The 13,132-nt window shown below is 43.3% G+C and carries 11 protein-coding genes; all 11 read left to right on the top strand.

Annotated features, from left to right (window positions below; translation table 11 throughout):
- Positions 1 to 507: 507 nt before the first annotated feature.
- Complete coding sequence (locus tag IE130_RS05940) at positions 508 to 1,740, top strand: acetate/propionate family kinase (protein WP_189583135.1); 1,233 nt, start codon at positions 508 to 510, stop codon at positions 1,738 to 1,740.
- A 132-nt stretch (positions 1,741 to 1,872) separates the two neighbouring features.
- The gene (pta, locus tag IE130_RS05945) at positions 1,873 to 4,020 is read left to right on the top strand and encodes a phosphate acetyltransferase (RefSeq protein ID WP_189583138.1); all 2,148 of its coding nucleotides are present in this window, start codon (positions 1,873 to 1,875) and stop codon (positions 4,018 to 4,020) included.
- 359 nt (positions 4,021 to 4,379) lie between these two features.
- Positions 4,380 to 5,309, top strand: a complete 930-nt coding sequence (locus IE130_RS05950) for a nicotinate-nicotinamide nucleotide adenylyltransferase (RefSeq protein ID WP_189583141.1) — start codon at positions 4,380 to 4,382, stop codon at positions 5,307 to 5,309.
- Between the two features lie 129 nt (positions 5,310 to 5,438).
- Complete coding sequence (gene rsfS / locus IE130_RS05955) at positions 5,439 to 5,852, top strand: ribosome silencing factor (protein WP_010195955.1); 414 nt, start codon at positions 5,439 to 5,441, stop codon at positions 5,850 to 5,852.
- Positions 5,853 to 6,066: 214 nt separating this feature from the next.
- Entirely contained in the window at positions 6,067 to 6,837 is a 771-nt protein-coding gene (locus IE130_RS05960; RefSeq protein WP_189584102.1) for an MOSC domain-containing protein, read from the top strand.
- Positions 6,838 to 6,932: 95 nt separating this feature from the next.
- Positions 6,933 to 7,808 (top strand): N-acetylmuramoyl-L-alanine amidase, encoded by an 876-nt coding sequence (locus tag IE130_RS05965; protein ID WP_189583144.1) that lies wholly within the window; start codon positions 6,933 to 6,935, stop codon positions 7,806 to 7,808.
- A 50-nt stretch (positions 7,809 to 7,858) separates the two neighbouring features.
- Complete coding sequence (locus IE130_RS05970; RefSeq protein WP_189583147.1) at positions 7,859 to 8,605, top strand: pyridoxine 5'-phosphate synthase; 747 nt, start codon at positions 7,859 to 7,861, stop codon at positions 8,603 to 8,605.
- A gap of 235 nt (positions 8,606 to 8,840) precedes the next feature.
- Positions 8,841 to 10,031: a glycine C-acetyltransferase gene (gene kbl, locus IE130_RS05975; RefSeq protein ID WP_189583150.1), complete on the top strand. Its 1,191-nt coding sequence runs from the start codon at positions 8,841 to 8,843 to the stop codon at positions 10,029 to 10,031.
- Positions 10,032 to 10,108: 77 nt separating this feature from the next.
- Positions 10,109 to 11,134, top strand: a complete 1,026-nt coding sequence (gene tdh / locus IE130_RS05980; protein WP_189583153.1) for an L-threonine 3-dehydrogenase — start codon at positions 10,109 to 10,111, stop codon at positions 11,132 to 11,134.
- A 117-nt stretch (positions 11,135 to 11,251) separates the two neighbouring features.
- The gene (locus IE130_RS05985; RefSeq protein WP_189583156.1) at positions 11,252 to 11,425 is read left to right on the top strand and encodes a hypothetical protein; all 174 of its coding nucleotides are present in this window, start codon (positions 11,252 to 11,254) and stop codon (positions 11,423 to 11,425) included.
- A gap of 96 nt (positions 11,426 to 11,521) precedes the next feature.
- Positions 11,522 to 12,934, top strand: coding sequence for a hypothetical protein (locus IE130_RS05990; protein ID WP_189583159.1), 1,413 nt, complete (start codon positions 11,522 to 11,524; stop codon positions 12,932 to 12,934).
- Positions 12,935 to 13,132: the final 198 nt, after the last annotated feature.

Raw genomic sequence — 13,132 nt, forward strand, 5'->3', positions numbered from 1 at the left:
GCTATTCATAGTAATTGTGAATCACTCAAAAATTTATTAAGCGTTGGTATTATTTTGAGGGGTTACTTTATTTTGGATGTACTACATTACCTTTAGAACTATTACTAGAGCACCATTTTAGTTAGCAAATAGCGATTTAGCAGCTTTTTGACAAACTTTCTTACAATTTATATTGCTCATGGTTTTAGTGCTTTAGCAGCTATTAAACCCCAATGATACTCGGTGCACAGTTGTATTAATTACACGCTCAGTACTGAATTTAAACCTTATCGTGGTCGTGGTATAAGCACAAAAATATGTTACATTATAGCCCGACCTTGCAGCTGTGACGAGCGCGCTAGCAAGCGCCTCATCGACACTCGACAAGTATGGCCGTGCAAGAATGACCAAAATCAGCCCTATTTTTGTTTGACGGATGTCAGCATGAATACGGCTGGTTTTTGTTTATTTAACCCGTGTTAATCTATAATGATTCAACACTTATAAAATATAATCTAAGGATAGAGTATGAGCGCCAGCCTGACCACCACTTTTGATGATAAAAACTCTGACACATCAACCCTGACAAGTCCTACTTTAGTCCTTAATTGTGGCTCTTCTTCTATCAAATACGCGCTGATTAGTGATGACAACTCTACTCGTATTACTGGTCTTGCCGAAAACTTAGGTCTGGATACTGCCCGTATCAAACACACCACTCTAAATGGCGAAAAACTCGAAATCTCTATCCCGGGTGGTCGTCATAAATTGGCGCTACAAAAAATCCTTGAGCTATTAGAGCAGTACCATTTCATCGCGGTCGGTCATCGCGTGGTACATGGTGGCCGTGAATACTCAGCAGCTGTGCGAGTCGACGATCATGCACTCGCAGAAGTCAAACGCCTCAAGATACTGGCACCACTACACAATCCTGCCAATGCGTTGGGTATCGAAGCGGTGCAAGCCATTTATCCTGATATGCCGCAAGTTGTGGTGTTTGATACCGCCTTTCACCAAACGATGCCGCCCGTTGCGTTTCGTTATGCTCTGCCAAAGTACCTGTACGAAGAACACAAAATCCGTCGTTATGGTTTTCATGGCACCTCTCATGCCTATGTCTCAGAGCGTACCAGCCAAATCACGGAGTCTAAAGGGCCACATGGTTGGCTAACAGCACATCTCGGTAATGGCTGCTCGGTGGCTGCCGTATACGATGGCAAGAGTCTCGATACCAGTATGGGTCTGACCCCACTCGAAGGTCTGATGATGGGTACGCGTAGCGGTGATGTCGATCCTAGCTTGCACATGCATCTAAAACGTCAACTCGGTATAAGCTTAGAAGAGACTGATAAAATGCTCAATAGTGACAGTGGACTGCTGGGCATATCAGGCTTGTCTAACGATCTACGTACTATCGAGCAAGCAGCCAGTGAAGGCCATAAAGACGCGCAACTTGCGATCGAGATGTTCTGCTACCGCGCTGGTAAATACCTTGCCAGTCTAAGCTGTGCGCTACCGGAGTTTACCGGTATCGTCTTTACCGGTGGTATCGGTGAAAACTCAGTGACCACGCGTGCCAGCATCTTAGCAGTGATGCGTCATTTTGGTATCAAAATAGATGCGGACAAAAACGCGGATTTATCCCGTGGTAAAGAAGGCAGCTTCCATGCAGATGACAGTAGTATTGAGCTTTGGGTCGTACCAACGGATGAAGAATACCGTATCGCGCAAGAAACGCGTCAGGCCTTGCATTTGGTATAAGCCTATTTAGATATTATACTCAGCGTTTATCATTCCTGATGGTTATAAAAAACATAGAATAAAACGCTCAGTATTTTTTATGCTGCCAATAATAAATCGAAGTCTAAAACATAATAAATCGTAGGAAACCTTATGCAAACCATTTTACTTGTTCCCATCAGTCGCGGTATCGGTGTGACATCGGCTGCGCTTGGATTGATTCGCGCGTTTGACTATAACGGTATAAAAGCGGGCTTTATGAAGCCGTTTTTGCAAGATGACACCCTTGATAAACAACACAGCTTGGACAGCTCAAGTGCGTTGGCCATGCATGCCTTTGGTCTAAAGCCACCTCAATCTATCAGCCGTCAGCATGTCGAGCGCATGATCGGCGATGACAACCTTGATGATTTAATGGAAGAAGTCGTCGGCAATTATCATACGCTCGGCGATGATTATGATGTGGTCATTTGCGAAGGTTTGGTACCGACCACCGAGACCTCTTATGCCTCACAAATCAACCGAGCAATCGCTCATGCTTTGGATGCCAAGATTATATTTGTCAGTACCGCTGACATCAGCAAACCTGCCTATTTAGCAGACAAACTGGATGTGCACGCCCGTGAGTTCGGTGGTGTCATCGATTCGCGTACGTTAGGCGTGATTTTGATGCGTGTGCAAGATGTGCCCAACACTTTTGACAATCAACCTGTCGCACCTGGGGAAGCCGTCGTCAGCTTGGACCCGAACTTTATGCAAGAAGTTCAGCGCTTATCACCTTCGTTCAATACCGAAGCGTTTCGCCTCATCGGTGTGGTACCCTTTAGTGACTCATTATCTGTGCCGCGTACATGGGATATCGCTACAGAGCTTGATGCCACGTGGCTAAACATTGGGGAAGCCAAAACACGTCGTATCAACCGTATTAGCCTAACGGCGCGCTCAGTGTCACGCGTCAATGAAGTCTTTAAGCGGGGCACCTTAATCGTGGTGCCGGGTGATCGTGATGACTTGCTGCTGGCCGCTGGATTGGCCTGTATCAATGGGATTCCACTGGCAGGCTTGGTATTGACTGGCGGTATCACACCCAGCCCGACGGTTACAGAGCTTTGGCATTCAGCGCTCAAAACTGGCATCCCTGTCATGAGTGTCGAAAGCGACAGCTACGAGACGGTACAGAGCCTTGTACACATGAGCTCTGAGATTCCAAGCGATGATATTGATCGCGCTGAAGAAGTGGCTCGTTATGTGGCTGCGCACTTAGATCTAAGCTGGATTAAAGAATACTTTAGCCGCAATCATGAGCCGCGCTTGTCACCTTCTGCATTTCGCCATCAGCTGGTCAAAAAATCCCAGCAAGCCAAAAAACGCATCGTGCTCCCAGAAGGTTCTGAGCCACGTACCGTAGAAGCTGCCTGCATCTGCCAAAGCCGTGGCATCGCTAACTGTGTACTGCTTGCCAAGCGTAGCGATGTCGAGCAAGTCGCCAAAAACCGTGATTTGACGCTGCCTGAAGGTCTAGAAATCATCGACCCTGACAGCCTCGACATGAGCAAATATATCGCCGCCATCGTTGAGCGCCGCAAGGGTAAAACATCCGAAGATGTCGCTGCCGAATACCTAAAGGACACCGTGTACTTGGGTACCATTATGCTTCAGTTGGATGAAGTCGATGGTCTGGTTTCAGGCGCGATTCATACGACTGCTAATACGGTACGCCCAGCATTTCAGTTAATCAAAACCGCGCCGCAGTATTCCTTAGTATCGTCAGTCTTTTTTATGCTATTGCCTGAGCAAGTAGTGGTCTACGGTGACTGTGCGATCAACCCTGATCCCAATGCTGAAGAGCTGGCAGAGATTGCTATCCAGTCGGCTCAGTCTGCCGCAGCCTTTGGTATCGATCCAAAAGTCGCGATGATCAGCTACTCGACTGGCTCATCAGGCACAGGCGCGGATGTCGAAAAAGTCGCCCGTGCGACTCAAATCGTCCGCGAGCGTGCGCCAAACCTAAAAGTCGACGGCCCACTACAGTACGACGCGGCCTCTGTCATGAGTGTCGGCAAGCAAAAAGCACCGGACTCACCTGTCGCGGGACAAGCCAATGTCTTTATCTTCCCAGATCTTAATACGGGCAATACCACTTATAAAGCAGTACAACGTAGCGCCAACGTCATCAGTGTTGGGCCGATGCTACAAGGCTTAAATAAACCAGTAAACGATCTATCACGTGGTGCCTTGGTCGATGATATTATCTATACTATCGCGCTAACTGCTATCCAAGCCCATAGCGACTTAATTTAAGCGACTTAACTTAAGTGACTTGATTTAAGCGTCACACGGTTTTCTGATTAAAAGTTTAATGATTAGCAGTATATAACACCGCCGACTGTCACTATGATGGTCGGCTTTTTATTGCCATTTTAATGACAGATGCTCCGTTGCCCACTACAATAGCGCTATAGTCAGGTCAATATAAAAAAGAGACAGTGTGACTGATATAAATTTTTTGTAGCCTCTGTCTGCGTAGGCACAGCAAGCAAGAAAAATTTGTACCAGTCACGCATTATAATGTCGTGTATCTATTTTATTTAGTATCGACTATATCGTCTATTTTTAATCCATCATAACGTTTTCTTATCAGCCATTTGACCCATTTATTTATGCCAAACCTTACCAATGACCGCCTTGCAGAAAATACTGCTCCTGCCATTCGTGCCTACTTGGGTGGCTCATTTGATCCCGTACACAAGGGTCATCTGCAAATGGCGATGTACGTCTACCAGCATTTATTGCCAATAGCGAAGCAGCAACAGCGCGCACTGCATGTGTCCTTATTGCCCAATGCCCGCTCGCCTTTTAAAAATGAAAGCACCAACCCTAAGCACCGTTTGGCAATGCTAAAGCTCGCAACACTTAATACCCCACTACAGATTGATGAGCTGGAGCTGTGGCAAGCACCGCCCGTCTATACTATCGATAGCGTCCGCACCTTACGGCAGCGCTATCCGCATGACAGCTTGATATTTATTATGGGGATGGACAGTGCACGGAGCTTAGATAAATGGAAAGACGGACTCAGGCTGACGGATTATGTCGACCTCTGGGTTTTTAACCGTGGTGGCTTTTCTGACAATGATGACCATCTTTTTGACATCAATACACATCTTGCTGAAAAAAAACCAGCGATGCAGACGTTAGCTAATCTACAAACCCAGCTGCACGCCCAGTTACCTATTGAGATGCAAAATAAAATAACCGACTCTCCTGCTGAACTGGTCGCGCTATTTACACCCACACCCACGCAAACTCAAGCAGACAGTGGCGTCTTGAAAAATTCTCATCAAGGTCGCATTTATATAGACCCGCGTCCTATATCGGCCATATCGAGCACACAAATACGCCAGCAGTTACAACAACTGGGCAATCAACCAAATATAATGCCCTCAGCCGAAGCGCAAATCACATCTATCCCGTCAATAAATGATATCATTGGCAATACTGAATCCAATCCATTCGCTAAATGGCTAAATCCTGCTATTTATCAATATATTATTGCCCATCAGCTATATTCTGCTGCTCAATTCCGTTAAAATTGTCTTATCTTTGTTTTTTGCCTATTATATCTCTATACGTCACTGCCTCTATCTGGTCAGTGCGAGATGGCAAATTGACAATTAACCTATTTATTTTAATATTTACGATTCAAGAGATTAAATTTTATGACCAACACCATGACCGAAGAACGCTTAAAAGAATGCTTAACCGTTGTTGAAACTGCGCTAGACGATATGAAAGCGAAGAACATCACTGTAATGAATGTAGAAGATTTGACAGACGTGATGGAGCGCATCGTGATCGCTGACGGTACCTCTAAGCGCCATGTACGTGCAATGGCTGACAGCGTTGGTGCTGAAGCTAAGCAAGCGGGCTTTATGCCACTTGGCCGTGAAGGCGGTATCGACTCTGACTGGACGTTGATCGATTTGGGCGCTGTTGTCGTCCATATGATGACGCCACAAGCTCGTGAGTTTTATGACTTAGAAGGCCTATGGTCATCACCTGAGCAGTTGGCTGAGCTAGTCGCCGTGCCACGTGAAAAGAAAACGGCCGGTCGTCGTAACAAAAACAAATAAGAGTGTTGATTACGATACTCGTTCAACATTTAAAAACGTATTACAAAAAAGACCAGATGATTATTCTGGTCTTTTTTTATGTAAAAATAAGCGGTTCTGTGTCTAATAAATATTCTGAAAATGGTTCAAGATTAGGCTAAGATATCAGCAACCAGTCAGCATTACTGCCTCAAAAAACAACCAACCATCAGAGTGGCTTATGAGCACAGAACCGATGATATCTACGTTACCAGCAACGGCACAAAGCAAACAAGACTTTAACCAAGACTTGCCGCTACATATTGCCACCCTAACCTGTGTGCGTGCTGGCAAATCTATGCCATTCACCCGTGAGCAACTGAGTGCCATTGACAAAGCGCCAATTAAAGCGCCTGTCGCGGTCAACTTCATGGGCCTCGCCACTGATGAGCAAGCCGACCGCAAGCATCATGGTGGTCCGCTAAAAGCGGTGCATCAACTGGCACCTGCGACTTATGAAAAAATCAATACAGAGTTTGGCCTAAAAGTACGCGTCGGTACATTGGGCGAAAATCTTACGACTGAAGCCGTCAATGGCCTGCCTGAAATGACCGAATCTGCCGTATGTATTGGCGATGTTTTTCAATATGGTGGACATTTTGAGAACGGTCAAGACAATAGTAATGATGATAGTGTCCAGCTACGCATCGTTCAACCGCGACGCCCCTGCTACAAAATCAATGATCAGATTGGACAGTTTACCAAAGTGCCAAATATCGCGGCATGGGTCAGTAAACAAGGTATCTCTGGCTGGTACTTCCAAGTCGTGCGTGATGGCATCATAGATGCTGATTTACCAGTTTACTTGATAGAACGCCCTTATCCGTTTGCGACACTTGAGACACTGTGGCAATTGGCCAATTCTAAAGAGAAATACGATGCTGATATGATTGAGCCTTGGCTCGCGATTGAATGTTTGGAGGACAGTTGGAAGAAAGTGTTGGCGAAGAAGATTCGCAAGAATTAAAAAAGCTTTCAAAGATATTTCGACCTCATCTATCTAATATCAATAGAAAATAAAGGCAAGTATCAAAGCTCACCTTTATTCACACAGAGCATTTCATGGTAAAAAACATATTCTTAGCATTTGGCCTAACACTGCCCTTGATTGGCTGCGTGACCACGACCTCTCCAGTTGCAAGCACTGAGAACTACATCGTAGATAGCAAAACCTATCAAGCCACTGGCAAAAGCGAACGCATCAAAACCATTGTGCTGCACTATACGGTTTCAGACAATGATAGATCTATCAAAACACTGACCACAGGCAAGGTCAGCGCCCATTATCTTATTTTAGATAATGACGATGATAAAATTTATAATCTAGTACCAGAAAACGAGCGAGCTTGGCATGCAGGTGATGGCGGCTTTGCAGGACGAACGATATTAAACGATACTTCTATCGGTATAGAAATCGTCAATACAGGAATTGCGCCTGAATATAAAGATGCGCTAGAAGACGGCAAGCTGGCGTATCATCCTTATGAGCATTATGTGGCTTTTGACGAGTTGCAGATTAAAAAGGTCGCAGAGCTAGTACAAGATATCACCGCAAGATATGGCATTTCACCAAAGAATATCATCGGTCATTCTGATATGGCACCCTCACGTAAGATAGACCCCGGTGCAAAGTTCCCTTGGCAGCAGCTGTATAAGCAATATGGTATCGGCGCTTGGTATGAAGGTGCTGACAAGCTTGCTTTTATGGATACAGACGCATTTGCAGCGGCCACGATACCTGAGATCAAGCAGCAGTTTCGTGACTATGGCTATCAGATCAATAATAGTGACGAATGGGACAAAGCCAGTCGCGATGTCATCTATGCCTTTCAGCTACACTTTCGACCCCGTAATCCAACGGGGGAAATAGATTCAGAAACTTATGCTATTTTAAAGGCATTGAATAAGAAGTATGCTGATACCAACGATTTTTATTAGCCATTAACAACCAAAAATATATCAATAACAACAATGAAAAAGGAAATACTATGAGCACATTGTTTAGCGTAAATTTGAATAAATTGGCTTTAATCCGTAACTCTCGCGGCACTGACTACCCTAACCTGTTGACCTTTGTGAAGAAGCTGATTGACCTAGGGGTCAAAGGCTTTACCGTACACCCAAGACCCGATGAGCGTCATATCAGATACCAAGATGTCTATGATATCAGTGCATTCTTAAAAGGCTATCCAGAGATTGAGTTCAATATCGAAGGCAATCCGAATGAGCAGTTCTTAAAGATTATCCGTGAAGTAAAGCCGCATCAATGTACGCTCGTACCAGACAGTGACGATCAACTGACCTCTGATCATGGCTTTGATATCATTAAACATCATGAGTTTTTATCAACGTTGAGCAAAGAGCTGGAAGCATTCGGTACGCGCTGTGCGGTATTCATCGACCCTGATATCGAACAAATCAAAGCGGTCATCGAGAGTGATGTACAGACGATCGAGATGTATACCGAAGAATGGGCGCGTGCTTACAGTAATGGTAAGAGCGATGACAATGTTGAATTCGATGAGGTTAAGCAACGCTTTAGCGACTGTATCACCCTAGCCAATCAAAACGGTATCCGCGTCAATGCTGGTCATGATTTGAATTTGGAAAATTTAGCCGATCTGCTCGCGCTTAGTGATATCGCTGAGGTGTCGATTGGTCATGCATTTACGATTGAATCGCTGGAGCAAGGCATGGATAATGTCGTGCGTCAGTATTTGGAGATTTGTGGGTAGTCCGTACTAATAAGCAAATAGTCTATTCACTTTACACTCGATGCGGTGATGCTGGGATATATTTTATGCAGCCTCTGTCAGCGTAGACACAGCAAGCAAGTAAAATTTATACCAGTAGCACGGTAATATTGGCGTATCAATTTTATTTTAAAATGACTACAGTTTGGTTCTATTAGCAGTCCTAATATCTGCATTATCAATACAAACGCTAATAATATTAAAAAAAGGAATCTTTATGTATCAAGACTTTCAGAAACACCTACAACAAGAAATCAGCGACATACGCGCAGCAGGACTGTATAAAAACGAGCGCGTTATCACCTCCCCACAAGATGCGCTAATCAAGATTGCCGATGGCCGTGAGATGCTTAACTTCTGTGCCAATAATTATCTTGGATTGTCTGACCATCCTGAGATTAAAAAGGCGGCGATCAAAGCCATCGAAAACTCAGGTTATGGCATGTCATCGGTGCGGTTTATCTGTGGGACGCAAGATTTGCATAAGCAATTAGAAGCGGCGATTTCTAAGTTTTTTAATACCGAAGATACGATTCTTTATGCGGCCTGTTTCGATGCCAATGGCGGTGCCTTTGAGCCACTCTTGACCAGCGAGGATGCGATTATCTCTGATTCGCTAAATCATGCCTCAATCATCGATGGTGTACGCCTGTGTAAAGCTGCCCGTTATCGTTATACCAATGCGGATATGCAAGATTTAGAGACGCAATTACAAGCGGCGCAAGCACAGCGTTTTCGTTTGATTGTGACCGATGGTGTTTTTTCGATGGATGGTAACGTCGCACCAATGGATGAGATCTATGCGTTGGCACAAAAATATGATGCCATGGTAATGATTGACGAGTCGCATTCAGCAGGCGTGGTCGGCCGCACGGGTGGTGGCGTGACTGAATTGTTTAATCTGCGTGGTGATATTGAGCTGATCACTGGTACATTGGGCAAGGCCTTTGGCGGTGCTATTGGCGGCTTTACCACGGGTAAAAAAGAAATCGTTGAGATGCTGCGTCAACGCTCACGCCCATATTTGTTTTCAAACTCTATTCCTCCTATGGTGGCTGCCGCTGGGGTAAAAGCGTTTGAAATGCTGTCAAAAGACAATACCCTACAAGATAAATTGCATGAAAATACCGCCTATTTTGTGAAGCAAATGCAAGATGCAGGCTTCGATATCAAGCCTACCGAATCGGCCATTTGTGCGGTGATGCTTTATGATGCTAACGTCTCCCAACAAATGGCAGACGCACTGCTTGAAGAAGGGATTTATGTGATTGGCTTCTTCTACCCTGTCGTACCCAAAGACGAGGCTCGCATCCGTGTCCAGCTCTCTGCCGCCCATACTCGCGAGCAGCTAGACAAGTGTATCACTGCCTTTATCAAAGTCGCCAAGCAAATGAAGGTGATTGATTAAGCATCGTTCGATATTTGTTCGGTATTCACTCGCTAGATTCAACCATTAAGTACAACATCGTTAAATAAGAGAAAAGTATGAAAGCACTGGTTAAAGCCCATGCCAAAAAAGGCATTTGGATGCAAGACATGCCAGAACCTATGGTTGGCATCAATGACGTTAAAATTAAAATTAAAAAAACTGCTATTTGTGGTACAGATTTGCACATTTACAAATGGGATGAGTGGTCAGAAAGAACCATCAAGACGCCGATGATCATCGGACACGAATACGTCGGCATCATTAGCGAAATGGGCGATGGTGTGAAGCATTTTGAAGTGGGCGACCGAGTCACTGGCGAAGGACATATCGCTTGCGGGCATTGCCGAAACTGCCGCCGTGGTAAGCTACATGTGTGCGAAAACACCATCGGCGTGGGCGTCGACCGCGATGGCGCGTTTGCTGAATATTTGGTGATACCTGCCGACAATGTCATCAAACTCGATGAGCGTATCAGCGATGAGATGGCAGCCATTATGGATCCCTTTGGCAATGCCACGCATACTGCCCTTTCATTTCCTGTCCTTGGTGAGGATGTACTGATTACGGGTGCGGGACTGATTGGCTCTATGGCAACGGCGATTTGCCGCTTCGCAGGAGCGCGTAATATTGTGGTCAGTGATATCAGTGATTATCGTCTAGAGCTTGCCAAAAAAATGGGCGCGACGATGACCATCAACCCAGCCAAAGGTGAAACCATCGAAGGCGCTATTGCTGAGTTAAAAATGCACGGCTTTGATATCGGGCTTGAGATGTCAGGCTCGCCTCAGGCCTTTGATTCAATGATTAGTAATATGTATAACGGCTCTAAAATTGCGCTCTTGGGTATTTTACCTAACACCACCACGGTGGATTGGAGCAAGATTATCTTTAAGGCGTTAACCCTAAAAGGTATCTATGGCCGCGAGATGTGGGAGACATGGTATCAGATGGAGCAAATGCTGATTAGCGGTATTGATCTATCGCCCATCATTACCCATCGCATGCACATTGATGACTTTCAAGAAGGCTTTGATATCATGGAAAGCGGACAATGCGGTAAGGTAATTTTAAGCTGGGATTGATTTTAGCGATTCAGCATTTGAGGAATCGTGGTTAACTTTTAAGTTGTCACGACTTATAAAACGGCGCTGATTTCAGTGCCGTTTTATATATGGTAAAAATCATATGGGAGATAAACTATGGGCGATTCTGAAGCCGATAAACTTGAAAATTATTTAGCAGAAAAGGCCAAGCAAGATCAGGAAAAAGAACAAGCGTCTGAGCCGCTTTCTGCCTATGATGCTTGCGTGCTAAAGGAAAGTGCTAAGATACATGAGTTGATTGCTGAGGCTCAAGTAAAGGCTAAAAAATAATTTGTCACTTTTATATATTGATAAAATCACTGTTATCTACCTTCAATTTTTTCAAATAGCAAACTTCGTAGTACTTAAAATATAGGAACTTTTCATATGGACGAACTAAGTATCAAGAATTCTAGTACTACTGAAAAAATCGTAGAGGATAAAGTAGCTCTCAAGGAAGAAGTATATGGAGTTGGAGAAGTAATTGATATTTTCTTACATAGAATTATGGATATTGAGGAATGTGCATCAGAATATATCCCTGAAGCTGCTCAACGATATAATGATAAAACAAATGAACTATTCCATGAGTATAAAAATATAATCAATACTTTGGAAACAGTAGACGGCAAAGAAAACAAGGTAGTATCTGAGAAAGATCTAAGAAAGGCTTTAAGAAAGATTAGAAGGCATGTAGGTTCATCCCCAGTTGAAACGCTCGAAAAAAGCTTATTCGTTAGCCTTTTTTCATCCTTTGACAAATTTATCGGTGATTTAGTTGAAGTTCTATTTAGGAAAGAGCCAAAACTATATTTGAATATAAATAAAGAAATTAAAATTTCAGATGTTCTTGAATACAGTTCTATTGAAGAACTACGTCAATCATTTTTAGATAAAGAAATTGAAGCAATAAGAAGGAAAAGCTATCAAGAGCAGTTCAAAAGCCTTGAGAATCAATTTAAAATTACACTTACAAAGTTTAAGCAATGGCCTTCTTTTATTGAAAAATCGCAAAGAAGAAATTTATTCACACATTGTGATGGTGTTGTAAGTAAGCAATACATAGATATATGCAAAGAAGTTGGTTACAAATTTGAATCAGAAAAAAATATAGGTGAACAACTTGAAGTAGGAACTGAGTATTTATTTCATTCTTGTATGATTGTTGCTCAAGTAGGAGTTATGCTTGGGCAAACGCTCTGGCGAAAAGTAGTTAATGATGAAATAGAACAGGCAGACGGACATCTTAATGAGAAAATTTTCGACTTTCTACATGAAGAAGAATGGTTGAATGCTATTACGATTGGTAATTTTGCACAGAATCTACGAAATAATTCAACAGAATCAATGGAAAGAATGTTTTTAATTAACCATGCTATTGCTCTAAATGCAATAGACAAGAAAAAAGAGGCTAAAAGTCTACTCGATACGAAAGACTGGTCTGCAACGCTTCTTGATTTCAAACTAGCTTACACAGTTATAAATTATGAATATGATGAAGCACAAGAAATTATGAATAAAATAGGAAAAGTGGGTGAGTTAGTAATTGAAATTGCATATCACGACTGGCCATTGTTTCGGGAATTCAGAGATTCAGAGCAATTTCTTAGCGGTTATGAATCAGTATATGGCTATCCGTATCTATCGAAAGTAAAAGAATTAGCTGAACAAACTAAAAATGAAGTTGAGTTTCTTCATGAAGAAGTTTTAATAGAAGATTATATAGTTGATTCAGATTTTTCCACTATGCAATGGATTCCAAATACGAGCGAAAAATCAAAATTCTTAATTATAATTTAAATAAATACTTATTCAAATCTATCTGTCTTCGGTCTCTAGGATGCACCCAACGCACCGATTCCAATTAAATCTCAGATTAATTTATTACAAAATGGTTCTTAGAAAGTACGTTTTAGCCCAGACTGGCAGATATCAACGGTAGAGAAAATTCTCTTTAAGGAATTTTCACTTACGAAGCTAAAACTGCAGTGCAATTTT

The sequence above is a fragment of the Psychrobacter glaciei genome, from assembly GCF_014652895.1.
GTDB lineage: Bacteria > Pseudomonadota > Gammaproteobacteria > Pseudomonadales > Moraxellaceae > Psychrobacter > Psychrobacter glaciei.

Bases quoted from the DNA above. Each gene is read 5' to 3' on its own strand.
- IE130_RS05970 (WP_189583147.1), top strand. From the start codon at position 7,859: ATGAGCACATTGTTTAGCGTAAATTTGAATAAATTGGCTTTAATCCGT.
- IE130_RS05960 (WP_189584102.1), top strand. From the start codon at position 6,067: ATGATATCTACGTTACCAGCAACGGCACAAAGCAAACAAGACTTTAAC.
- IE130_RS05950 (WP_189583141.1), top strand. From the start codon at position 4,380: ATGCCAAACCTTACCAATGACCGCCTTGCAGAAAATACTGCTCCTGCC.
- IE130_RS05985 (WP_189583156.1), top strand. From the start codon at position 11,252: ATGGGCGATTCTGAAGCCGATAAACTTGAAAATTATTTAGCAGAAAAG.
- rsfS (WP_010195955.1), top strand. From the start codon at position 5,439: ATGACCAACACCATGACCGAAGAACGCTTAAAAGAATGCTTAACCGTT.
- IE130_RS05965 (WP_189583144.1), top strand. From the start codon at position 6,933: ATGGTAAAAAACATATTCTTAGCATTTGGCCTAACACTGCCCTTGATT.
- tdh (WP_189583153.1), top strand. From the start codon at position 10,109: ATGAAAGCACTGGTTAAAGCCCATGCCAAAAAAGGCATTTGGATGCAA.
- pta (WP_189583138.1), top strand. From the start codon at position 1,873: ATGCAAACCATTTTACTTGTTCCCATCAGTCGCGGTATCGGTGTGACA.
- IE130_RS05990 (WP_189583159.1), top strand. From the start codon at position 11,522: ATGGACGAACTAAGTATCAAGAATTCTAGTACTACTGAAAAAATCGTA.
- kbl (WP_189583150.1), top strand. From the start codon at position 8,841: ATGTATCAAGACTTTCAGAAACACCTACAACAAGAAATCAGCGACATA.
- IE130_RS05940 (WP_189583135.1), top strand. From the start codon at position 508: ATGAGCGCCAGCCTGACCACCACTTTTGATGATAAAAACTCTGACACA.